The organism is Verrucomicrobiia bacterium (assembly GCA_035765895.1).
Classification (GTDB): Bacteria; Verrucomicrobiota; Verrucomicrobiia; order Limisphaerales; family DSYF01; genus DSYF01.
On record DASTWL010000042.1, the window covers coordinates 1 to 22991 of the forward strand.

A 22991-nucleotide genomic window follows, 5' to 3' on the forward strand; every position below is an offset into this window, starting at 1 on the left:
CCGCATCAAGGCGCGCTCGTGGACACCCCGAACGGCAAATGGTGGTTCATTCACTTTCAGGACGCGGCGTTTATGGCCGCCTCGTGCAGTTGCAGCCCGTCCGCTGGCAGGACGGCCGGCCCGTCATCGGCCAGCCCGCGGAAAATGACGGCGTGGGCGAACCGGTGTCCGATCACGTGATGCCCGCGCTGGCAGCCGCATCCGCCGACGTGCCCCAGACAAGCGACGAGTTTGCCGCGCCGCAACTCGGGCTCCAGTGGCAATGGCAAGCCAATCATCGTGACGATTGGTTGTCGTTGCGCCCCGCCCCGGCTGGCTGCGATTGTTTGCGCAGGCCAGTCCGGATTCCCGCCTGAACAGCATCCCGCACCTGCTGGCGCAGAAATTCCCCGCACGCACGTTCGTGGTTGAAACCCAGGTGGAACTGACCGCTGCGCATGCCGGTGACGAGGCGGGCCTGGCCGTGGTCGGCCGGGAGGAGGCGGCCATCGCACTGGTGCGTGACGGCGCCGGCGGCCAAATCATTTGCCGCTCAGCCCGGCGTATGGATTGGCGCCAAGGTCAGCCTTTATTGCTCGCAAACTGCAGCGGCAGGTGGGCACGCGGATTTTGATTACTTCCGTTTCAGCGCCGCCGGACCAGCGTAAGTAAAGCGGCTCAGGCGAGTAATTTCACTTGAAGCGGCTCGCCGCACCCGCCAGGGCGGCGTCCAGTTCCTGCAACGGGCCGAGTGGTTTGATGCGTTGTTCGTCCGTTGAAACGTCCGGCTCGCCCGAAGCCAGCTTGTAAACCACCAGATGGTCGGTGAGGAGAATCAGGCCGTTGAACCGCCAGCCGGTTACATGGGTTCGTCGTTTGAATCCGAAAATGTCCAGCAAGACGCTCCCGTAGCGTTTGGATTTGATGTCGCTCAGTTCGATCAAGTAGGCCCGGCCCTGGTCCCGCGCTTCGATGCAGGCCAGCACGGCCGGATCCAGATCGGCCTTGGTGATGCCCGGATTGGGCATGAAATGTTGAATGACCTCGACGTAGGTCAGCACCTTGATGTTGGGCGTCGTTTGGGGATCGAACCCCAAGGCTTTCAAATCCGTGGTGGTCGTTTGGTAGGGAACAATCTGGTCGAAAGCGGCCTGAACATCCGCGTAATTCGTCCACTGAGATTTGAACGTCGTTCGGGTGGTTGGCAGCACCGAGGAGCAACCCACCGCAAACACCAGCAGCCCGCACCCCACGACCACCTCTGCCCTGCGCCAGTTCATAATTGGCCTCTGGTTTGACGGAAGTCCGCACGAAGCCGCTTAGGCAACATCGGGCAGCCCTCCATCATTTCGCTACATTCTACCCTACGCCCGCGATGGCGGGATTCAAGGTTCCGGCGACGCAGCCTCCTTTGCATCCATGGTTTGCGCTCAACCGCCGGCTTGGCGCGGCTTAATCCAGGGGGTTTTGAGGGACCACAAATCGACGAGGCCGGCAAAAAAACTTGAAGCTTGCGCCAAGGGTGAGCAATATCCGCGTCCGGCTGCGCGCTTAGCTCAGTGGTAGAGCATTACCTTCACACGGTAGGGGTCGCAGGTTCGAAACCTGCAGCGCGCACCATTCTTCTTCTCTGGTCCGATTCACCCGCCGCCAGAGCAACCGGTCTTTGCCGTCGGATGTCTGCCTTCACCATCCGCCATCCACCAGCAAATCCGTGATCTTCTGCGCCAGATCTTTGGCCAGCAAGGGCGTGGCCTGCCGTTCCGAGGAAACCAAATCGCTTCCCACCCGCAACAAGGTGCCGCCCTTGACGGTTTGATCGAGAACGGTGCGACCGCTGCCCCGCTCGATCACCTTGACGTGGGCGGAGAGCGAGATTTGATAATCCCGCACGGTGCGCACATCGTCCCGCTGCAAACTCAATTCCCGCCGCTGGTATTGTTCGATCACGCCGGTCAGAACCAGGTCGGCGTCACCCTCGGTTGCCAGGCGCAGGGTGCCATCCCGTTGGACTTGTTTGCGCAGTTGGGATGTTACTTCGTCCGCCAGCCCAGGTTCGGTGGAGTTGTTAAGAAACGGCGTGACCTGGACCGAGCGGGCGCTGGCCAGTTGTCCGTTGGTGGGGCCAAGGTGATACCCGGCGCAGCCGCATAGCATCAGCGCGGCCAGCAACACGAGATAGGTTCCGCCGCGCATAGGCTTACTTGGTATCCGCCCCGAGGCGGGCTTTGAGCTGATCGATTCGCTTGCGCGAATCATTGGCGTATTTCGAGGTTGGATCGAGCAGCAGCACCTCGTTGTAGTAGATCAAGGCGCCGCGGATTTTGCGCTTTTTCTCGTAGAAACGGGCGATTTCAAAACTGCCCCGCGCCTGCTCCGCGCGCAGTTCTTCCATCAAGTTTTGCGCCTCCTTGACGCGTTGATCCTGTGGATGGAGCGTGACGAAGTCGGTGAAGGTGGCGATGGCCGAGGCGGCCGCGCTCTGATCGTATTCCGCGGTTTTGGCTTCCTTGTAGTAGGCCATGCCGGCCTTGAAGGTGGCATCGGCGGCGATGGCGGGCCGGTCATTGTAACGGTCGGCAGCCCGTTCATAAGCGCGGACCGCTTCGGGATAATTTTTCTGTTTCTCCCGCGCGGCGCCAATCTTGAGCTGCGCCGCGGGAGCCACCGAACTGTAGGGTCCGGTTTGCACGATTTTGGTGAACATGCCCACGGTTTTTTCCATGGAAGGGTAGGCGGGGATGTAACCAAAAATCCGGAACCACTTTCCGGCGAGGTATTTGTTGGCAATGTTGAACTGGCGCTGCAGCACCTCCTGGAACAGGCTGATGCGCGGGTAGCGCTCCACCACCTTCTGGTATTCCTTGAACGCCCGCTCGTCATTCCCCTTTTCCTCGTAGCAACGCGCCACGATGTATTGCGCCTCGGGAGCGTAGTCAGAGAGGGGCCAGATGCGGACGGTCCGTCGGGCGGCCTTGAGGGCCGTGGAGAAATCCTTCTTCTCCAGCGCAGTCCGGGCGACTTCCAACTGATCCTTGGCCCGGGTGCGCTGCCATTTGCCCTCGCCGCCCAACGCCTCGTAAGACCACCCCTCGCCGGGTTGGTAGATCAAGGGTGCCGGCGAATGCACCACGGTGACCAGCCAGCAAAAGACCGCCAGCAGGAGGCGAATGGACCAACGTTTCATCGACGCACCGTAGCGACGGCATTTTTTCAAGTCAAGGCAAGCAGGGTTGCCGCCGCCACATGGCGCTGGCGCTTCACCCCTTGTAAACGATCATCACGCCGAAATCCGTCAACTGCTTCTGCGTGCCGATGTCAAGGTAGGTATAGCTGACCGGAATGAATTCGACGATGAACTCCTCGCCCACCTTTTGGATGAACTGCGTCACCGTTTCATCAAAATGATCGTGGCCGACCTCGACGCAGTCGATGCGCCGGATGGTTTTGACCTTGAGCGTGCGGTCGGTTTCCTTGGCCGCCACCTCCAGCGGTTTGAGCGGCTTGACGATGAGGCTTTCGCCGGGTTTGTCGCGCACCGGCACCTTCAAGTGCATTTCCACCTTGGCCGCCGCCGAGGAGGCGATGGGGTTGATGGGATGCACCTCGCCTTCGGTGGGCAGGGAATCCGTCGGCGAACCCGCCCGCGTGCCGGGCGCGCCGGGTTGCGGAATGGTAATCCTCTCGTTGCAGGACGGGCACTCGATTTCCGAACCGGCGCCTGAACTGTCCACCGCCAGTTCCTGATCACACTTGGGGCAATTGAAGATAAGGTCCATAGGCTGAGCGTTCTGAATTGAAAACTAGGACTGTGTTTCCACCGAGACCAGCAAAATCTCGGGCCAAATCTGCTTGCGACGCCCCACAGCGTCCTTTAGGTTCCGCGGTCCGCGGAGGGTTGGTAGCTCAGCGGTAGAGCAGCGGCCTTTTAAGCCGTTGGTCCAGGGTTCAAATCCCTGCCAACCCACCACTCCCTCAGCGCTTTCCCGCCCGCTTCAATGCGCCGCTCCGTAGCCGCGCACGAATCCGATGCATTGCGCGACCTCCGGCATCGAGCTTTCCCAGTGGTATTCGTATTCCACCGAGATGTTCCCCTGAAACCCTTGGGCCTTGAGTTCGTCCAGCACGCCTTTGATGTCGTTGACGCCGGTGCCGTAGGGCACATCGTGCGCATCCACCTTGCCGAACTCATTCAAGTCCTTCAGATGCGAACTGATGATCCGGCCCTTGAGAATGCGCAAGCAATCCACCGGCTTCAAACCGGACCGCGCCCAGTGTCCCGTGTCCGCCGCCGAGCCAATGCGCGGGTCCCGGTTTTGCACGACGGAGAGAACATAATGCGGATCCCACATGCGATAGCCCGGGTCGTTGGCCCGGCGGGGATGGTCGTGGAAGCCGACGCGAATGTCGTATTCCTTCACAAGCTTCTCAATCGTGTCGATGGCATCCACCGATTCCGTGGTGATGGCGTAAAGCCCCAGCTTTTTTGCAAAGTCGAACACCTTGCGGGCGCCCGCCTCATCCTTCGGGATGGAGACGACACCATAGTTGACGGCCCGCACGCCGTATTTTTCCAGGGCCGCCTTCACCTGCGCGATGTCCTCGGGCGACGAGTTGTGGTCAAACTTCACCTTCCCGTCCGCGGAAAATTTTTGTCCCGGATAAAGCTCGATGACCTTGCCGCCGCACGCCGCGGTTTTCTCGATCCCCTCAAACACCGTGTAATGGTTCCACGTCCACGCCTGGCAACCGATCGCGAAGCCGCCCGTGCGGCAGGATTCCGGAATGGGCTCGGCCTTGGTAGAAAGACCGGTGATGATGAATGCGGCCGCCAAAGTCAGCAGGAATTTGTGATTCATAGGCTTGAGAGATTGCGCGCCCCATCGCACCGGCAAATCGCGATGCTGTCAATCCAATTGCACCGCTGGCGGCACGATCAGAGACGGCGGAATGCGAAGGGTCTGCTTTTGACGGCGTCATCCACTTGCGGCATGCTCGGCAATCATGGGTCGGACCTACCTCTTTGCTTGCCCCAAGTGTGCCTATCAGGCGCGCGTGGCCGGCGGATCCGATGAAGGGATGAATCTGGTGATTCACACGTGCGCCTGCACCGACTGTCGCCGGCTGTTCGACGCCGTGCAACGGGCCCGCCTGCCACTGAGTGAGGCGCGCCAGTTTGGGGCGACGGCCGAAGCGCGCACCGGGCTGGCCGGGCTCCGCAAGAAACGACCCTGGCGACGGCCGCCCACGTTCGAGGGCCTGCTCGCGCGGCTTGGCGGCCTCAGCGATGAACCCCGGCGTTGGGTGGAATTCACGCCGGGCTGCGCCGTTTCCCGCCTGCACCGGGTGCGCCCGTGGAAAATCGGCGGCCGCTGTCCACGCTGCGGCGCCGTGATGGAGCGGAATGCCCTGCCCTTCCGGCTTTGGGACTGAGCCGGAGGTGATTTAGGCAGGCGGTGATCCCGGCGGAGGCCAAAAGTCCGGGAATTCGTTTTTGACACCACTGGCCGCGATTGGCACCTTGCGCGCCTGTTTAGGGATGGTTGCGAGCGGCCCGTAAGCACGATAAGCCGCCGTTGAATGTCACGTTTTAAAGCTTTATGGCAGAACTAACCGGAAATCTACTGGTCGCCCAGTCGGGCGGTCCCACGTGCGCGATCAACGCCAGCATCGCTGGCGTGATCACCGAGGCGGGCAAACATGAATTCATCGAGGAGATCTACGGCGGCCTCAATGGGATTCTGGGCATTCTCAACGAGGAGCTCGTTGACCTCAACGACGAGAAGGCCAAAACCATCGAAGGCCTCCGCCACACTCCCGCCGCCGCGCTCGGCACCTGCCGTTACAAAATCAATTTCCAGAAGAAGCCCGAACAGGCCGCCCAGGACATGGACCGGCTGTTTGAAGTGTTTGCCGCGCACAACATCCGCTATTTCTTCTACGCCGGCGGCAACGATTCCCAGGACACGTCCCACAAAATCCATCTCGAAGCGGTGAAGCGCGGCTACGACCTGCGCGTCATCGGCGTGCCGAAGACGATTGATAACGACCTGCCGCACACGGACAACTGCCCCGGTTACGGTTCGGTCATCAAATACAACTCCGCCACGGTCATGGAAGTCGGGTTCGATGTCGCCAGCATGGCGACCGACGACGGCTCATGCTGCATCATTGAAGTCATGGGCCGCAGCGCGGGCTGGATCGCCGCCGGCACCGTGCTTGCCAAACGCGGCAACCCCGCCAACCCGCCGCACATCATTTTGCTTCCCGAGATCCCCTTTGAAGAGGAAAAGTTCCTCGCCAAGGTGAAGGAAACCGTGGACGCCCATCGCTACTGCATCGTCGTGGTCGGCGAGGGCATCAAAGACGCGCATGGCAACGAAGTCGGCGCGGACAAGACCCGGCTCGATGCCTTCGGCCATCCGGTGCTTGCCGGCGCGGCCGAGGAACTGAAGGAACGCATCCAGGGCAAGATGAACCTCAAGACCCGCACCGTGCTGCTGGGTTACGCGCAACGCGCCGCGGCGCATTTTGCCAGCCTCACCGACACCACGAATGCCTTCGCCGCCGGTGAAGCCGCCGTGCGCGCCGCGATCGACGGCAAGAGCGGCTACATGGTGAAAATCGTGCGCAACCTGCAGGGCGACGGCTCAATCCGCTGGACCACCGATTTGCAATCGCTCGAAGACATTGCCAACGTCGAGCACTTCCTGCCCAAGGACTGGATCTCGGAAGACGGCATGATGGTGAACGAAAAGTTCATCGAGTATGCCAGTCCGTTGGTGGAAGGCGAAGTGAAGTTCCCCACCGAAGGCGGCCTGCCCAAATACGCCGTCCTCGAGAAGAACAAGGTGGAGAAGAAGCTCGCCGCGCGGATTTGATTCAAATCGAAATTCCCAAACCGGAGCCGTCGGCCGACGGCTCCGGTTTTTTGTCGTCGTCTTCGGATAATGTCACCCGCCCGGACCGAATTCCAAACTCGACATCCCCCGCTCGCCACGGCTTAATCGGCGAGCTTTTTACGCGCCATGCCGCTTACGCCTGAACAACTCGCCCAAGCCAAGTCACTCGGTTTTTCCGACCGCCAAATCGCGCATCTGACCGGCACCACGGAAGACGCCATCCGCGACCAGCGCAGGCAACTGGGCATCGTGCCCAGCTACCGCCTTGTGGACACGTGCGCTGCCGAGTTTGAGGCCTACACGCCCTATTACTATTCGACCTACGACCGTGGCGACGACGAGGTCAAACAGACCGGCAAGCGGAAGGTGATGATTCTCGGCGGCGGCCCGAACCGCATCGGCCAGGGCATTGAATTCGACTATTGCTGCGTCCACGCCGCGTTCGCCCTCAAGGAAGACGGCTTCGAAACCATCATGGTCAACTCGAATCCGGAAACGGTTTCGACCGATTACGACACGAGCGACCAGCTCTTCTTCGAGCCGCTCACGCTGGAGGACGTGCTGCACATTTACGAACGGGAGCAGTGCTGGGGCGCCATCGCCCAATTCGGCGGCCAGACGCCGCTGAACCTGGCCCTCGGCCTGCAAAAGAACGGCGTGAAGATCATCGGCACCTCGCCGCAGAGCATCGAGATCGCCGAGGACCGCAAGCTGTTCGCCGCGATGCTGCACAAGCTCAACATTCCGCAGCCGCCCAACGGCCTCGCCACCAACGAAGCCGAGGCGCTCGTTGCGTCCAAGCAGCTGGGCTACCCCGTCCTGGTTCGCCCCAGCTTCGTGCTCGGCGGCCGCGCCATGCAGATTGTTTACAGCGATGCCGAGTTGCAGCACTACATGCGCTTCGCCGTGGAAGCTTCCCCCGAACGTCCCGTGCTCGTGGACAAGTTCCTCGAAGACGCCACCGAAGTGGATGTGGACTGCATCGCCGACGTCGGCCTGCCCAACGGCGGCACGATTGTCATCGGCGGCATGCTGGAGCACGTCGAGTTTGCGGGGGTCCATTCCGGCGACGCCGCCATGGTGCTGCCGCCGCACTCCCTCTCGCAGAAGGCGATTCAGATCATTCGTGAATACACGCACGCGATGGCCCACGAACTCAAGGTCGTCGGCCTGATGAACGTGCAATACGCCGTGAAGGGTGAGGTGGTTTACGTGCTGGAGGTCAATCCGCGCGCCTCGCGCACCGTGCCGTTTGTCAGCAAGGCCATCGGGTTCCCGCTGGCAAAGCTCGCGGCGCGCGTGATGGCCGGCAAAACCTTGAAGGAACTCGGCTTCACCGAAGAAGCCTGGCCGAAGTATTGGGCGGTGAAGGAGTCGGTCTTTCCGTTCAACCGCTTCCACGGCCAGGACATTCTCCTGTCGCCCGAAATGCGCTCCACCGGCGAGGTCATGGGACTCGATGCGGACCTCGGCATCGCCTACGCGAAGTCGCAAATGGCCGCAAATTCCCCCCTGCCCATGGGCGGCAAAGTCTTCATCAGCGTCAGCGACCTGCACAAACCGCACGTCGCCGGCGTGGCGAAGCAGTTCATCGACCTGGGCTTCGAATTGCTGGCCACGAACGGCACCGCCACCGTGTTGGAAGGCGCCGGCCTCAAGGTCGAACGCATTCACAAGCTGCAGGAGGGCCGGCCCAACGCGATCGACTTCCTGAAGAACAAGCAGATTCAGCTCGTCATCAACACACCCGCCGGCCAGACGCCACGCGCGGACGAGGTGAAGATTCGCACCACGGCGGTTTACACCAGCACACCGATCATGACGACGCTTTCCGGCGCCCGCGCCGCCGCGCTCGGCATCGCCGCCCTGCGCAAAAGCGGCTACGGCGTGCAGACGGTGCAGGAATATCATTGAACCGCCGGAACGGGAAATCGTCGTTGCCCGATATTTTTCCTTCTCACCGTCGGCGCCCGCGTTAGGCTGGCGGCCCGATGGATTCCAGCCGTCAACTGCTCCCGCTGCTGAAGCAATATTTCGGCTTCAGTTCCTTCCGGCCCTTTCAAGCGGAGATCATTGGCGACGCACTGGCCGGCCGGGATGTTTTTGCGCTGCTGCCCACCGGCGGCGGCAAGTCGCTCTGCTTCCAGCTTCCGGCGCTCGCGCGCACCGGTCTCACGGTCGTCATCTCGCCGTTGATCGCGTTGATGAAGGATCAGGTGGATGCGTTGCAGGCGGCGGGCGCGCCCGCGACGTTTCTCAACTCTTCGCTGACGCCCGCCGAGGGCCGCGACCGTTTCCGCCGCCTTCACAACGGCGAATTCCGCCTGCTTTACGTCGCGCCCGAACGGCTGATGCTCAACGGCACGCTCGATGCCCTGCGTCAGTGGAACGTCCGCCTGTTCGCGATTGACGAGGCCCACTGCATCAGCGAATGGGGTCACGACTTCCGCCCCGAATACCGGCAGATCGCCCAGCTCCGCCCCCTGTTCCCCGATGTGCCGATGATGGCCCTCACGGCCACCGCCACCGAACGGGTGCGGTCGGACATCGTCAAGCAACTCAAGCTGCGCGAGCCGCGGTGCTACGTGGCGAGCTTCAACCGCCCGAACCTGACCTACCGCGTGGCGCCGAAAACCAAGGGCTACGACCAGTTGCTCGATTTCATCCGCGCCCGCCCGCGCGAAGCGGGAATCGTCTATTGCGCCTCGCGGGCCACCACGGAAAAGCTGGCCGACCGGCTAAACCGCGACGGGGTCAAGGCGCGCGCCTACCATGCGGGCCTCATCGCCAAGGAGCGCAGCGAAAACCAGGAGCTGTTTCTGCGTGACGAAGTCCGCGTGATCTGCGCAACCATCGCGTTTGGCATGGGCATCAACAAGCCAAACGTCCGCTTCGTGGTGCATTACGACCTGCCCAAAAACATCGAGGGTTATTACCAGGAAACCGGGCGCGCAGGCCGTGACGGCCTGCCCAGCGAGTGCCTGCTGCTGTTCAACGCCGGCGATGCCGTGAAGCAAATGCGGTTCATCGACGAAAAGCCGAACCCGCAGGAACAGCAAATCGCCCGCGAGCAGTTGCAGCAGATGGTGCATTATGCCGAAACCGCCGAGTGCCGGCGCGCGGAGCTGCTCGCGTATTTTGGCGAAAAATGGAACGCGAATTCGCCTGCTCGGGCCGCCGGCCATCCGCTCCCCGTCGGACAGGGGGAAGGATGCGGCGGCTGCGACAACTGCCTTTCCCCGCGTGAAACGTTCGACGGCACCGTGTCCGCGCAAAAGTTTCTCTCGTGCGTCTACCGCATCCGGCAGCACAGCCATTTCGGCGTCGGACTGAACCACGTGGTCGAAGTGCTCACCGGCGCGGACACCGAAAAGATTCGCAAGTGGGGCCATCAGCAGCTTTCCACCTACAACATCGGCCACGAACACACCCGCCCGGAATGGCAGGCCATTGGCCGTGAACTCATCCGGATCGGCTACCTGACGCAAACCAATGAACGGTTCAGCACAGTCGAGCTCACGCGCGAGGGCAACGCCGTGTTGAAGGAACGCCGGCCAGTAACACTCACGCGACCGATGAAGGCGCCGGTGAAGGCCGCGCACCAGGCCGGCGAAATCGCCTGCGATGAAATGCTCTTCGAGCGCCTGCGCGGCCTGCGCAAACATCTCGCCGACGAACGCGGCGTGCCGCCTTACATCATCTTCTCCGACGTCGCCCTGCGCCAGATGGCGCGGTTGTATCCGGCAAATGAATTCGAGTTTTCGCGCATCAGCGGCGTGGGGGCGCAAAAACTGAAGGAGTTCAGCGCCGTGTTTCTGGCCGAGATCGCCAAACATCTGACGGTCAATCCGCGGCAGATTTTTGCTGACGATGCCTTCACCACGCCGGCCCCGCCGCCGAAACCAGCGCTCACGGACACCGTGCGCGAATCCCTGCGCCGCTTCCGCGCCGGCGAAACGGTCGCGGAGATTGCGAACGCACGGCAGATTGTGCCCGGCACGGTCCATGGTCATTTAGCGACCGCCATCGAAGCCGGCGAGGCGATTTCCTTGAAGGCGCTGCTGAACGAAGACGACTGGGAGTGCATCACCGCAGCACTACGCGGACATGCTGGAGCCTCGATCACCCCCATCCACAACACATTGGATGGGCGTTATGATTTCGGCCTCCTCCGCATCGTGCGCGCCGCGGTGAATCAGGGACGGAATTTTGAGTAGGATGACGAACGTCCCGTCGATCCGGCGAGGCTCCTGGTTGCTTCCCCATCGCGCTGGCAGCTGTTGCCCCACCGACGGACGAAACGCTTCTCCACTCCAAAGCGAAAGCCCGCGAGCGTTGCCGCCCGCGGGCTTGAATTCAACTGACCGCACGCGCGCTTACTTGTCCTCCGGAATGCGCATGCCGTAGAAGGAGCGATAGACGAAGATCAGCGCGACCAGGAAGAAGAACACGCCGATTGCCGTCTTGGCGCTTTGGCTGGTCATCGTCACCGCAATCTGCACGGCGAGCAGGCCAAACAGCGTGGTGAATTTGATCACCGGATTCAACGCCACCGAAGAGGTGTCCTTGAACGGGTCGCCCACCGTGTCACCGACGACGGTCGCCGCGTGCAGATCCGTGCCCTTTTGGCGAAGGTCAACTTCGACGATTTTTTTGGCGTTGTCCCACGCGCCGCCGGCGTTGGCCATGAAGATGGCCTGGAACAAGCCGAAGAACGCGATGGCGACGAGATAGCCGATGAAGAAATACGCGTTGAAAAAGGCGAGGGCCAGGGCCAGGCAGAAAATGACGATGAAGATGTTCCACATGCCTTTCTGTGCATACACGGTGCAGATGCGGACGACCTCCTTGCTGTCTTTTTCCGAGGCCGTGGTGGCGTCGAGCTTCATGTGCTCCTTGATGTAAACCACGGCGCGATACGCCCCGGTCACCACGGCCTGCGTCGAAGCGCCGGTGAACCAGTAGATGACAGCGCCCCCCATGATGAGGCCAAGGATGATCTCGGGTTGAACGATGCTCAGGGCGTTGATCACGGGTTTGAACGGTCCGATGACTCCCGCAGCGAGCTGGGTCTCATACAGCCCTTGCAGCAACATGATGATGCCGAACACCATCGTGGTCGCACCGACCACCGCGGTGCCAATGAGCACAGGCTTGGCGGTGGCCTTGAAGGTGTTGCCGGCGCCGTCGCCCTTTTCGAGCTGATACTTGGCGTTCTCGAAGTCCGCCTCGAAGCCGAACTGGCTCTTGATGTCCTGCTTGATGTTCGGGCGCGACTCAATCTGGCTCAGCTCATAAACAGACTGGGCGTTGTCGGTGACCGGACCGTAGCTGTCCACCGCAATGGTGACGGGCCCCATGCCGAGGAAGCCGAATGCCACCAGGCCGAAGGCAAAGATCGGCGCGGCGAATTTGAAGGCGTCCGGCATCAACGCCACAATCGGCGAACCACTGTAAGTCGCCAGGATCGACGCAATGAACATCAGCAACAGAATGCACAGGCCCATCCAGAACGCCGAGAAATTGCCGGCCACAAAGCCCGACAGAATGTTGAGTGACGCGCCGCCGTGTTTGGAGCAGTTCGTCACTTCACGGACATGGCGAGACGTGGTGCTGACGAAGATTTTGGTGAACTCCGGAATCAGTGCGCCCGCCACCGTGCCGCAGGAGATGATGGCCGAGAGCACCCACCACAGGTTCGCGTCGAGACCGGATTGTTTGGCCAGCAGCAGATAGCTCGCGGCAAACGTGATGCCGATGGAAATCGCCGACGTAATCCAGACGAGATGGGTCAGCGGCGCCTCGAAATCAAAATCCTTTTGGTGGCCATATTTGGCCTTGCTGAACACCTCGTTCACAAAATAGGAAACCAGCGAAGTCACAATCATCAGGGCACGCATCACAAACAGCCAGATGATGAGCGTGGCGCACACCGGTGCGTTGGCTACGAGCGCCAGTGCGAGAAATGCGATCAAAGCCACGCCAGTCACACCGTAGGTTTCGAAGCCGTCCGCCGTCGGCCCGACGGAATCGCCCGCGTTGTCGCCGGTGCAGTCTGCGATGACGCCGGGATTCTTCGGATCGTCCTCGGGCAGCTTGAAGACAATCTTCATGAGGTCCGAGCCAATGTCGGCAATCTTCGTAAAGATGCCGCCGCAGATGCGGAGCGCGCTGGCGCCAAGCGATTCGCCAATCGCGAAACCGATGAAGCAGGGGCCGGCAAGATCCTTGAGAAACACCAAAATGCAGATCATGAAGAACAGCTCCACGCAGACCAGGAGCAGGCCAACGCTCATCCCGGACCGCAGCGGAATGCCCAGCGTGGCAAATGGATTGCCTTTGAGCGCCGAAAACGCGGCCCGGGAGTTGGCCACGGTATTGATGCGGATGCCGAACCACGCGACGCCGTAGGAGCCGAGGATGCCAAGAATCGAGGCCAGCAGAATGACAATGACATCGCCGAGGCCTTTGTGCTCCAGCACATTGAAGTAAAAGAAAATACAAGCCGCGATCAGCACCCACAGAATCGCGAGGAATTTGCCCTGCTGAAAGAGGTAGGTCTTGCACGTCTCCCAAATGGTGTTGGAGACGTTGGCCATGGATTCATGCACGGGCAGGGCCTTGGTCTGCTTGTATTGCACCAACCCGAAGATCGCGCCAATGGCGCACATCAGGATGCCGAAATACATGAGCTGCACGCCCGTGATGCCGCCCAGACCATTGAAGCTGACCTGGGTCAGGTCGGGAATTTTAATGTCCGCCTCGCTGGCCAGGGCGCCCGAGGCGAAGCCGAAGGTTAACAGCGCCAACGCGCCGAACTTGGGAATACGTTTGAGGATGGATTGCGTAATCATAAAGTTCCGTTCGGGGGCTGATGTCCGGGACTATGGCAAATCGCCCCCCTGCACCGCGAACATTTTCTCGAAGCCCCCGGCTGGCGCTTCGCGTTTATTGTTGATTGCAAATCCTTTTTTGCAGGCCACCTCCCGCTGCTGCGGAAGGGGCACCGGTGCCCTGTGCGGAGCGCCGACATCTCGTCGGCTTTAAATACCGTGTGCCCAAAAAGTCACCAGAATGGATCAGCCCGCCGGGACTTTCATGTCCATCGCTGGCCGGAAGCCGGCGTTCTGGTGCGGGGGCAAGTATCGCCCTCCGCCTTTGCCCTTGCCGCCTTCCGGTGCGTTCCGCATCTTGCGGTCATGTCGCAACGGATGATTTCGGACGTGCTCGCGAAGCCCGATACGGCGCTGGAAATGACGCTGCGGCCTTCGGTGTTCTCCGATTTCACGGGCCAACCAAAGGTCAAAGAGCGATTGGAAATCACCGTTGCCGCCGCCCGGCAGCGCGGTGAAGCCCTCGACCACGTCCTCCTCTCCGGTCCGCCCGGTTTGGGCAAGACCACGCTCGCGAACATCCTGGCCAAGGCGATGGGCACAAACCTCAAGGCGACCAGTGGACCCACGATTGAAAAGGCCGCCGATCTCGCGGGCTTGCTTACCAACCTCGAGGAAGGCGATGTGCTGTTCATCGACGAAATCCACCGGCTGCAAAAGACGATTGAGGAATACCTCTATCCCGCCATGGAGGACTTCAAGCTGGACATCATCATCGACCAGGGACCGAATGCGCGCAGTGTGCGGCTGAACCTGCCACGCTTTACCCTGATTGGGGCGACGACGCGCAGCGGCCTGCTCACCGCCCCTCTGCTCACGCGCTTTCCCGTGCGCGAACGACTGGACTACTACGAGGCCGCCCAGCTCACGCGCATCGTCGAACGCGCAGCCCGATTGTTGAACATCGAAATTGAACCCGCCGGCGCCCATGAAATCGCACGGCGCAGCCGCGGCACGCCCCGCATCAGCAACAACCTGCTCCGTCGCGTGCGCGATTACGCCCAAGTCAGGCACGATGGCCGTGTGACCGCTGAAATCGCGGATCGCGCGCTGGCGATTCTGGAGATTGATGAAAACGGGCTCGACGAGATGGACAAGCGCATTTTGGAAGCCATCATCGTCAAATTCAGTGGCGGTCCGGTGGGCGTGAATTCACTGGCCGTGGCGGTCGGCGAGGAACCCGACACGCTGGAAGAAGTCTATGAGCCTTACCTCATCATGGAAGGCTACCTCAAACGCACTTCCCAAGGGCGCGTGGCGACCGAACTCAGCTACCAGAAGTTGGGCATCAAACCAGCAGCGGGCCGGCAGGAGGGTCTGTTGTGACGACTGGCGGGCTGGCTTGCTGACCGGCCGGGTAAAATGGGAGCGCCGGTCTGTGACCGGCTTCGACGCACCACCCGGCAAAGCCGACAACATGTCGGCGCTCCGATCGTTAGGATTGGGTGCCCCTTGATTCCCTCAACCCATTCCATGTCGCCTGCGGCCTTTGGCAAGCAGAAAGACTGGGCAACTTGAATATCGCCCGCACCAGCAGACAGGAATATTTGCCCTACTGAGCCGCCGGCACTGTGGGAGGATTGATGACGGGCGCAACGGGCGTTCCCATGTCTTGCGGGAGCGTTAAGTCGGTAGGTGGCAGCGGGGGCATATCTCCACTGATCACAGCGTCCCGAGTTTGATCACGGTTTAATTCCATCAATACCTTTTGCTCGTCAGCGGTCAGTTGCGGTGTGCCAGTCAATGGCGCTTGGCCAGGCAATGCCGATGGTCCCGCACCCACTACACCGCCGGATGACGAGAGCGCGCCTGTGCTCCGCAAAGGACGTCCGATGGAGGTTACGGATCCCGGAGCCACATTAGCCGCCGGAGCGGGCAGCGGCAACGGCAGCACGGGTTTTGCCCCTGGCACGGGCGCGCCCGGTGCCGCCGCCGCAGGGGCGGCTGCCGCCTTGGGCGCGTTCTTCTCAATATCCAAGGTCTGGAGGGTGCCGTTGTTGCTAATCTTAACGGTGCCGGCGGCGACATTGATTTCCAACACCTGCACACCCTCTTCTGCAGGCGCACCTTCGGCCAAAATGACGCTGACCTCCTTGGCGGGCTCCGGCGGACGGGCGGGACGAGGAATGCGCAACAACGCTGTTTTCCCCCCCATCAACGTGGTGATGCCGGCCAGCAGGACATTGGGCACCTGCGGCGGTGGGGCCGTGGGTGCCTGCGAGGGATCCGGCGGGGCCTTCAGGTTAAAAAGATTCCGGTTGGTGATGGTGTCGACATACGGGTTATCTGCCGTCAAGGCCGAGGCTGTCGAAACCGCAGCCAGCAGGGCGCCGGCGATACCAACCAGCCGGAAAACAGTTCGTTTCATAACATTGATAGTCCGATGAGCAGTTTAAACACCAACCAGCCGCCGATGTTTCGCGCCGCGAGAATTTCAACCTGATCCCAGAAACCAGCAAGAATTTTAACAACAAAAAAGGCCGCCCGAAGGCGGCCTTGGAATTTTGACCGACGCCCAATTACTTGCGACGGCGGAAGATCAACAGCCCCGCGAGGCCGAGACCGGCCAGAGCAAAAGTGGACGGCTCCGGAACAACGGTGGGGGAAACAGTAAAGGGTTGAAGTGTGCCCAGATTGTTCAGTGGGGTTGTGCCACCGTTTTGCACCAAGTCAACCTGAACCAAACTTGAGGCACCACGAGTTGTTGCGCTCGCGTAATCGGCCCCTCCCGTCCAAGCAACGACCATGATGGTGTATGTCCCAGCGGCACCAAAAACTGGTGAACCACCGTCAAATATTCCAGCACCATCAACAAGCGGCCCATGGCTTGGACCAGTTCCGGTCGTCCCGAAAAATGCGACAGGACTTCCATAGTATGTCGCACCGGACATGAAGGTTCCCAAGTCAGTTACGGTTCCCGCCATGTAGTAAAAGGAGGCGAAGTAATCGGCCCCAACATATTCGCCGGTTCCTTGAACCGTAACAGGCGATCCCAAACCAGCATTTTGGGAATAGTTATTAAAATTAAATGTTCCTTGACCATAGGTGGTCAACGCTGTCAACGCGGCTGCACAGGCTGTCGCAATTAGTGTTTTTTTCATTTTTTCTATGGGTTTGTTTTTGAATCCAAATTGTTTCACCTAAACAAATCAAGGGTTAAAACTCCTCACCCAGCTATATGGCGTAGCCGCATTGATGAAGAACCCCTGCCCGACATTCAGCGAGGGCACAGAAGGCGTCCATCCGGAACCAAAACCCACTTTGCCATAAGTTGTATACCCACCCACCCCATCTTCCTTCCAAACCAAAATCTGACTGCCCGTTGGGGGGATCAAATTGAGGTTCGTCACAGATCCAGCGTCAGCGATTGGATTTCCAATCATGCTAAAGCCCGCAGGAAGATTGTTTGTGAAGGACCCAATCATAACCTCACCGACAAATGTGTTAGTGTAAGGCGACCCACCAGTGGCAGACTTAATAAACACGGCTTCACCAGGGTTAAAAGTATTTGTAGAAGCCGTTGTCGGGGTCCATCCGTTACCAAACCCAACACGCCCAGCAGCCGGAGAAAATCCAGAGCCTGTCCACTTTGTTACAGACCAACCAACCGGCAACCCTTGAAGCAAGCCAGCATACGTATTATTTGTGGTGTTTAAAGGATTTGAAACCAGCGAATACTGCCCATTTCCTTGAAGAGGACGATTGACGTAACCGACAATGTTTAACGAGTAAACGTTGGACTGCGCAGATGAAACCCAGACCCCTCCAAGAAGGGCTGCTGCTGCGAGACATAGTGATTTTGTTCTCATGTTGTGTGTTTTTACTACCGTGTGTTGCGTCAATCTCGCAAGGAGAGCAAGACAGGTCAACGTTTTTTTAGAAGAATTTGCAACCGCCGCGATAGCCTCAACCAGTGTGCAAACTTGATCAACTCGCTCCGGTAAACCATTAAGAGCCTGCCAGCCAAAAAAGCAATTGAAAATTCACAAAATGCTTATGGATAGTAATTAGCATTAAAAATGAGATTAGACTAAGCCTCTAAAGCAAACCCGTCGAAAAAGCCGGTTCGTGTTTGCCAACCTCCGAGTCGTTTGGCAACAATGCCACCTTTCTGTTATGCGCCTGTTTTTCCCGCTATTGACGGCCATCGCTGTCGCCACTTTGTCAGGATGCTCAAGTCGCGAAGATTCATTTTCAGGCGCCTCTGAAGGATCACTAACCAACCAAACTACACTCCAATCACGCCTAACGACTTCGTCGCCTTTTGACCCTGATTTGCTGCTGCGAATCCAATTTGGAGGCACCACAAGAATCATAACCGATTCAAACACAAACTATTTTAAAAAATTATCACAATTGCCAGAAACGGAAATGCTCGGACGTCATGTTGCGGAGCTGATGGCCCGCCTGCCTGGGCGTCTCATTGTAGAAGACTCTCCTCATGCAACCGAGTCGGCTGCTCGGGCTGCCAAAGTGCTGGAGCCAGTTTTTGCGGAGTTGATGAAAAGAGGGTTTGTGCTTGAACTGCGCGGCACCAGCAACGGGGTAAATCGGATGATGCTCGCCGTCAAGGGGCCGTCCGCGACCGAACAAAGCTGGAGCCGTAGCTACGTCCAAGCGGCCAACTGTTGGTTCGCAAACGAGACAAATTTGGCTTCATCTTTGGAATGGCAACTGCAAGAGAACGGCAGGTCGATGAGAGTTTGGCAGACGAATGCCTGGCTAATGCTCGAAATCGCAGAAATGGCTCCAGTGCCTAGCATTCAAAAAGGCGATCTGCCGCGTCTGCCAAGCGAAGCAGTGCAAAGCAAAACAAATCCAGTGCTGTCCGTTGAAATGGCGCCATTCCTCTTGCCTCACTCAATCAGACGCGCCGAGTATGGCAACTTTGCCCGGTTCCATTTCCAAGTCGCAGCTACAGATCAGGGCTTTAAAGTTCAGGGAGCCATTCATTATGACCACGACCTTCCAGCGGCAGGTTCGACTTTAGTCGTTCCCACCAAGATCATTGGCAACCCGACGGTTAGTTTTACAGCAGTAAGATCCCCCGACCGTTGGGTTGCGCCCGGGAGCGGAATTAGAGATTTCTTACCTGTTCCGATCCCCCGGGAGATTTACTTTTGGGGAACGGCAGAAGCCCCTTTTTGCTTCTTTGCCGCAGGCCGCCTGGACCAGAAAGAGCTACAGATGCAATACGTCAGACGGCTGGCCCCCAAGCTTCAGGAATTGGCCAACCAAGCAGACGCGGGAAACGTGACGACCGCGCCTGACGGTCAGGAACTGTTTTGGCAGGGCATGCCGTTTGTGACCCCAAACGTGAAAGCGATTGTCCAAGATAACATTCATTACGCCGTTGCCGGTCTGGCGCCTCAAGCTGAATCAACGAATTCGTTTCCGAAGCCACTGCTGCAAAGAATCGAACAGCACCCAAATCTGGTTCTGTATGATTGGGAATTCACCAGCCCACGGCTAACAGGATGGTTGTATATTAGTCAATTGGCGCTCATGTTATCGCACAGCCAACAACTTTCGGAGTCGAGCCCGTCATTGAAGTGGATCCTCGCAGTCCAACATGCCCTTCCCGAAGGTGGGAATACGGTCACCGAAATTACTCAGACCGGGCCGCGCGAGCTCTCCTTCGAAAGGCGCGCTTCCTTGGGATTCACAAGCGCTGAGATCATCTGGCTCGCCAACTGGCTGGAGTCGTCAAATTTTCCGGCGGCAAATTTTGTGATGCCCACAAAGACAGGGTTGTGACCCACAAGATGGAAGCAAGAGCTTGGCGAGGGATGCTCATACAAGGGCCTTTTGGGCCTTGGAATAGTTTGCGTCAACGGGCTGATTTGTGCAGCCCTTCAAGCATGAGCACGGTGTATGGTTCGTCACGCGAACGCCTGCCAGTTTTGTCCTGTGAAAAGAACTTGAATTTGGCAGTCCCGGAGACATCGCTGTGCCAGACGTAATTCGTCCCTTTTCCCGTGTAGATGTCCGATCCACCGGGACCTTGAATCACCGTGGCAGCAAAGCCGGTTTGCAAAAAATTGAGCCACGAGAACGCAACCGTTCTTCCATCCACGGATGCCTTCGCTTGGATTTTTAATGGTGGCGCCCTGTCAAGCCTTGCAATTTTGGCAGGCTCCACGGGTGCCCTTCCATAACCACCATTTGAACGCCAACCGTCGGCATAATAGCTGGCGCTCTGGCGCAGATGCTGCCTTGCGTCCCACAAGTTGTAGCTAGGATGCGTGTCCAAAATGCGGGCAAGCTTCGCCGCCACCACAGCAGCAGCAGCGTTTTCGTTGTAATCATAGTTCATTCCATTTTTTTGCGGGGGAGCGGCATCAAAGAATTCAAGCCCCGGGCCATAGGTCATTTCATTGGAGTTCACTCCATACCCGACGGTAATTGCGGCGCCCAAGTATGCGGGGACCTCACGATTTGCCAAAGGCTGATCGGCCGTCAGCGGCTCGGCACAATGTGACATCACAACCGCAATCCCGGCAGCCACGGCCTTCTCCCATAACGCAGATTGCGAAGCATCAACAGAAGGGCCATTAAGCGGGACGAGGATGAGGCGATACCGATTGGAAATCGCATAATCCGCCATGGCGGAAAAATTGGGGAGTGCCGCGGCGTAAACCCCTCCATGTTCATAAAGGTCAACCCATTTCGCAGCGGGAGAATTGGTGCGACATGTTATGGCGCAAATCCAATTGGTTGCCTGCCGCTGAAATACATTCTGCATAGCCAAACTGGTAAACTCATGGCCGCCAGATTCTGCAAGCACCAGACAAGCAGGGATGCCGTTCTCTTGTAACCCCATCACCACGCGGGTCTGGAACGGCTCCAGCCGCGACTTGTCGCCCGCCTGGTTCTCGGACCAGTAGGTGAACGTTTGCGGCCCGTCCGCGTCGGTGGTCCAGACGAAGTTGGTGCCCGTGCCGCGGTAGACGATCTCACCGTTGCCGCGGGCAATGACGGTGGCGGCAAAGTCGCTCATGAGGAAGTTGCGCCAGGTGAAACGCACCTGCCGGGCGTTCCGGGAAATCGCTGCGCGGAACTCCAGCGGCGGTCCCGGCAGGAGTTTGTCCACGTGCACGGCGGGATCGGGCCGGCCAAAGCCATTGCGCTCGGTCCATCCCTTTGCCCAGCAGCTTCCGGTCTGACGCAGGTATTCCCGCGCATCCCAGATGTTGAACTCCGGGTGGGCATCGAGAATTTTGGCGAACTTTGCCGCGACCACCTGATTGGCCCAGCTTTGTTCGACGTTGTCCTGGAGATACCACGGCATGTAATCGAAAAACTCGAGCGTGGGGCCGTAGGTGTTTTCCGACTGGTTCACGCCGCCGGCGACCGCAACACAGGCCTGCAGTCCTGGCGGGTAATCGAGCCGCAGATGCGGCGTGTTGTTGCCGTGCGGGGCGAACGCCATCATGCCATTGTCCACCGCCGCCCCCCAGACTGGCGAGTTGGCTCCACCCGCGAAGTTCTGTATCACGATGCGATAGCCGAGATGATGTTCGCCGATGTAGTTGAACAAGGTCGGCAACGACGTTTTTTGTGGGTCCATGCCCAGCTTTTTCATCAAGTCCCACGACAAGTCACACGTCCAGCCCTTGGCGGGATCGTTCTCCGGATTGCCCACGAATTTCAGGAAATTGATCTTGGCCGCCTGGGGATGCGTGGGGCTGCCGTCCTTTTCGCGCAAGGGATCGCCCTGACCGATGACCAGCGCCTTGCGGAGGTTGTTCGTGTCGGCAGACCGCACCGGGAGCGCGAGGCACAAGCCGGACAGGAAAAAAGCCAAACGAAGCGACCACAGGCTATTGCGCGTCATGCCGGACGTATGTTTCACAGCTTACCTTTAGCTCAACGCGGACGGTGAAGCGAGCCTGCTCGCGGAAGAAGCCGGCGCCTCAGCCAGACTGCGAGACCAGAATCTTCAACGATTCCGGCGTGGGCCGCGCTGCAAGTTCCACCGCCGCGGCGGTTTGGGCGAGCGGGAAACGGTGGGTGATCAACGGGCGCACGTCCAGGCGACGGCCGAACACCAGCCGGGCGACCTGCTTTTGCAGGGTGAAATCCGCCGAGTAACTGCCGACCAAATCCACTTCGTCAACGCAGATACGGGCAAGGTCCACGGGCAGTTCGGCTCCGCGCTTGGTGTGGGCGAACAGGAGAATTTTCCCGCCGCCGCGCAGCTGTTCAAACGCCTGCTGCACCAGGGCATCCACGGGCACCGCGATCACGACGGCATCGAATGGGAGCGGCGGCCTGGCACGCAGGGAGCGGCGGGCCAGGCCGTCCCGGCCGGCGAGCGCGTCCGGCGGCAGGGCCCATTGCGCGCCGAACTGCCGGGCCAGTTGCAAACGGTTCTCCAGCAAATCCGTCGCCACCACCCGCACGCCCCGCAACGCCAGCAATCGCGTGAACATCAATCCAATCGGTCCCTGCCCAGCCACGTGCACCACATCGCCCGGCAGCAGGTTCAAGCGTTCGACGGCCTTGAGCACGGTGTTCACCGGCTCCAGCATGGCGCCCTCCTCGAAGGTGTTGCGAGCAGGAATCTTCACCACCCCCGGCAGCACGAAAGGCAGCACACGGACGTATTCCGCATAACCGCCACCCGCCGGCTCGAATCCCGCCGTGATGCCGGTGCGCTTGTAGGTGGCGCATTGGGCGAACGCCCGGTGCCGGCAGGCGTGGCAGTCGAGACAGGGCACATGATGGTGCAGGGCCACCCGCTCGCCGACGCGAAAACCGCGCACAAGCGCACCCACCTTGACGATGGTCCCGGCGGTTTCGTGGCCAAAGACGCGCGGTGGCGGCACGGTGCCGTAATGGATTTTTTTGATGTCCGTCGGGCACACTCCGCAGGTCGCCACACGCACCAGCAGGTCGTGCGCGCCGCTGCGCGGCACCGGCAGTTGCTCGAGTCGCAGTTCGTGCGGCCCGCGATAAACCACCGCCGCCATGGTCTTCGGAATGGTCACGGCGCATTTCTAATCGACTGTGCCGCGCGAAGAAAGGTCGGAAAACAACCCTCCGCCGGGCGACCCGCACCAAGCCGGCACCGGGCGCGAATTTCCCGCACGGAATTCATTGCCAGCCCGCCCGTGTGTGCCTAGTTTAGGCATAAGGATTTATCGGCATTGTCAGCCGACTTGGCCCGGTTTTCTAATCGCATGAATCAACGGCACATTTTCTCCCGTCACGA

Annotated in this window: 17 protein-coding genes, 2 tRNA genes and 1 pseudogene; 9 read left to right on the plus strand and 11 right to left on the minus strand. The window is 59.6% G+C overall.

Annotated elements, in window-relative coordinates; translation table 11 throughout:
* Positions 1 to 356 (plus strand): hypothetical protein (locus VFV96_09025; GenBank protein ID HEU5070541.1); only part of this gene is annotated, 356 nt, incomplete at its 5' end.
* 315 nt (positions 357 to 671) lie between these two features.
* Here the strand turns inward: VFV96_09025 and VFV96_09030 are convergent.
* A complete protein-coding gene (locus VFV96_09030; protein HEU5070542.1) occupies positions 672 to 1259 on the minus strand; it encodes a hypothetical protein in 588 nt (195 codons plus the stop codon).
* Between the two features lie 265 nt (positions 1260 to 1524).
* On the opposite strand from VFV96_09030, the gene VFV96_09035 reads away from it, so the two are divergent.
* Positions 1525 to 1599: transfer RNA gene (locus VFV96_09035), tRNA-Val, on the plus strand.
* A 66-nt stretch (positions 1600 to 1665) separates the two neighbouring features.
* On the opposite strand, the gene VFV96_09040 is transcribed toward VFV96_09035, so the two are convergent.
* The 3 genes from VFV96_09040 to VFV96_09050 all read right to left on the minus strand — a co-directional run bounded on the left by VFV96_09040 (position 1666) and on the right by VFV96_09050 (position 3758).
* Positions 1666 to 2175, minus strand: a complete 510-nt coding sequence (locus tag VFV96_09040; protein HEU5070543.1) for an LptE family protein — start codon at positions 2173 to 2175, stop codon at positions 1666 to 1668.
* A 4-nt stretch (positions 2176 to 2179) separates the two neighbouring features.
* The gene (gene bamD, locus VFV96_09045) at positions 2180 to 3166 is read right to left on the minus strand and encodes an outer membrane protein assembly factor BamD (protein HEU5070544.1); all 987 of its coding nucleotides are present in this window, start codon (positions 3164 to 3166) and stop codon (positions 2180 to 2182) included.
* Between the two features lie 73 nt (positions 3167 to 3239).
* Entirely contained in the window at positions 3240 to 3758 is a 519-nt protein-coding gene (locus tag VFV96_09050) for a hypothetical protein (GenBank protein HEU5070545.1), read from the minus strand.
* A 116-nt stretch (positions 3759 to 3874) separates the two neighbouring features.
* On the opposite strand from VFV96_09050, the gene VFV96_09055 reads away from it, so the two are divergent.
* Positions 3875 to 3949: transfer RNA gene (locus VFV96_09055), tRNA-Lys, on the plus strand.
* Positions 3950 to 3974: 25 nt separating this feature from the next.
* Here VFV96_09055 and VFV96_09060 read toward each other — a convergent pair.
* Complete coding sequence (locus VFV96_09060) at positions 3975 to 4838, minus strand: sugar phosphate isomerase/epimerase family protein (GenBank protein ID HEU5070546.1); 864 nt, start codon at positions 4836 to 4838, stop codon at positions 3975 to 3977.
* Between the two features lie 145 nt (positions 4839 to 4983).
* Between VFV96_09060 and VFV96_09065 the strand changes: the two genes are divergently transcribed.
* From VFV96_09065 to recQ, 4 genes and pseudogenes are all read left to right on the plus strand, one after another.
* Positions 4984 to 5412, plus strand: coding sequence for a hypothetical protein (locus VFV96_09065; GenBank protein HEU5070547.1), 429 nt, complete (start codon positions 4984 to 4986; stop codon positions 5410 to 5412).
* A gap of 167 nt (positions 5413 to 5579) precedes the next feature.
* On the plus strand, positions 5580 to 6860 hold the full coding sequence (locus tag VFV96_09070) for a 6-phosphofructokinase (GenBank protein HEU5070548.1): 1281 nt from the start codon (positions 5580 to 5582) through the stop codon (positions 6858 to 6860).
* Between the two features lie 153 nt (positions 6861 to 7013).
* Positions 7014 to 8795 (plus strand): annotated as a pseudogene (carB, locus tag VFV96_09075) (carbamoyl-phosphate synthase large subunit).
* Between the two features lie 77 nt (positions 8796 to 8872).
* On the plus strand, positions 8873 to 11098 hold the full coding sequence (gene recQ / locus VFV96_09080) for a DNA helicase RecQ (GenBank protein ID HEU5070549.1): 2226 nt from the start codon (positions 8873 to 8875) through the stop codon (positions 11096 to 11098).
* Between the two features lie 159 nt (positions 11099 to 11257).
* Here recQ and VFV96_09085 read toward each other — a convergent pair whose 3' ends face one another.
* Entirely contained in the window at positions 11258 to 13735 is a 2478-nt protein-coding gene (locus tag VFV96_09085; GenBank protein ID HEU5070550.1) for a sodium-translocating pyrophosphatase, read from the minus strand.
* Between the two features lie 345 nt (positions 13736 to 14080).
* Here VFV96_09085 and ruvB point away from each other — a divergent pair, with 345 nt between their 5' ends.
* Positions 14081 to 15100: a Holliday junction branch migration DNA helicase RuvB gene (ruvB, locus tag VFV96_09090; protein HEU5070551.1), complete on the plus strand. Its 1020-nt coding sequence runs from the start codon at positions 14081 to 14083 to the stop codon at positions 15098 to 15100.
* A gap of 226 nt (positions 15101 to 15326) precedes the next feature.
* Here ruvB and VFV96_09095 read toward each other — a convergent pair whose 3' ends face one another.
* From VFV96_09095 to VFV96_09105, 3 genes are all read right to left on the minus strand, one after another.
* On the minus strand, positions 15327 to 16142 hold the full coding sequence (locus tag VFV96_09095) for a hypothetical protein (protein ID HEU5070552.1): 816 nt from the start codon (positions 16140 to 16142) through the stop codon (positions 15327 to 15329).
* A gap of 151 nt (positions 16143 to 16293) precedes the next feature.
* On the minus strand, positions 16294 to 16914 hold the full coding sequence (locus tag VFV96_09100; GenBank protein ID HEU5070553.1) for a PEP-CTERM sorting domain-containing protein: 621 nt from the start codon (positions 16912 to 16914) through the stop codon (positions 16294 to 16296).
* A 9-nt stretch (positions 16915 to 16923) separates the two neighbouring features.
* The gene (locus tag VFV96_09105) at positions 16924 to 17583 is read right to left on the minus strand and encodes a hypothetical protein (GenBank protein HEU5070554.1); all 660 of its coding nucleotides are present in this window, start codon (positions 17581 to 17583) and stop codon (positions 16924 to 16926) included.
* A gap of 307 nt (positions 17584 to 17890) precedes the next feature.
* Here VFV96_09105 and VFV96_09110 point away from each other — a divergent pair, with 307 nt between their 5' ends.
* Entirely contained in the window at positions 17891 to 19531 is a 1641-nt protein-coding gene (locus VFV96_09110) for a hypothetical protein (protein ID HEU5070555.1), read from the plus strand.
* 73 nt (positions 19532 to 19604) lie between these two features.
* On the opposite strand, the gene VFV96_09115 is transcribed toward VFV96_09110, so the two are convergent.
* Positions 19605 to 21359, minus strand: a complete 1755-nt coding sequence (locus VFV96_09115) for a hypothetical protein (protein HEU5070556.1) — start codon at positions 21357 to 21359, stop codon at positions 19605 to 19607.
* Between the two features lie 331 nt (positions 21360 to 21690).
* Positions 21691 to 22767, minus strand: a complete 1077-nt coding sequence (locus VFV96_09120) for an alcohol dehydrogenase catalytic domain-containing protein (GenBank protein ID HEU5070557.1) — start codon at positions 22765 to 22767, stop codon at positions 21691 to 21693.
* Positions 22768 to 22991 lie beyond the last annotated feature (224 nt).

What these genes read in the sequence shown, in the direction of transcription:
- VFV96_09050 (HEU5070545.1), bottom strand. Translation starts at nt 3,758, where the DNA reads ATGGACCTTATCTTCAATTGCCCCAAGTGTGATCAGGAACTGGCGGTG.
- VFV96_09115 (HEU5070556.1), bottom strand. Translation starts at nt 21,359, where the DNA reads ATGAAAAAGCTGGGCATGGACCCACAAAAAACGTCGTTGCCGACCTTG.
- VFV96_09070 (HEU5070548.1), top strand. Translation starts at nt 5,580, where the DNA reads ATGGCAGAACTAACCGGAAATCTACTGGTCGCCCAGTCGGGCGGTCCC.
- VFV96_09095 (HEU5070552.1), bottom strand. Translation starts at nt 16,142, where the DNA reads ATGAAACGAACTGTTTTCCGGCTGGTTGGTATCGCCGGCGCCCTGCTG.
- VFV96_09065 (HEU5070547.1), top strand. Translation starts at nt 4,984, where the DNA reads ATGGGTCGGACCTACCTCTTTGCTTGCCCCAAGTGTGCCTATCAGGCG.
- VFV96_09110 (HEU5070555.1), top strand. Translation starts at nt 17,891, where the DNA reads ATGCGCCTGTTTTTCCCGCTATTGACGGCCATCGCTGTCGCCACTTTG.
- recQ (HEU5070549.1), top strand. Translation starts at nt 8,873, where the DNA reads ATGGATTCCAGCCGTCAACTGCTCCCGCTGCTGAAGCAATATTTCGGC.
- ruvB (HEU5070551.1), top strand. Translation starts at nt 14,081, where the DNA reads ATGTCGCAACGGATGATTTCGGACGTGCTCGCGAAGCCCGATACGGCG.
- VFV96_09085 (HEU5070550.1), bottom strand. Translation starts at nt 13,735, where the DNA reads ATGATTACGCAATCCATCCTCAAACGTATTCCCAAGTTCGGCGCGTTG.
- VFV96_09040 (HEU5070543.1), bottom strand. Translation starts at nt 2,175, where the DNA reads ATGCGCGGCGGAACCTATCTCGTGTTGCTGGCCGCGCTGATGCTATGC.
- VFV96_09030 (HEU5070542.1), bottom strand. Translation starts at nt 1,259, where the DNA reads ATGAACTGGCGCAGGGCAGAGGTGGTCGTGGGGTGCGGGCTGCTGGTG.
- VFV96_09105 (HEU5070554.1), bottom strand. Translation starts at nt 17,583, where the DNA reads ATGAGAACAAAATCACTATGTCTCGCAGCAGCAGCCCTTCTTGGAGGG.
- VFV96_09060 (HEU5070546.1), bottom strand. Translation starts at nt 4,838, where the DNA reads ATGAATCACAAATTCCTGCTGACTTTGGCGGCCGCATTCATCATCACC.
- bamD (HEU5070544.1), bottom strand. Translation starts at nt 3,166, where the DNA reads ATGAAACGTTGGTCCATTCGCCTCCTGCTGGCGGTCTTTTGCTGGCTG.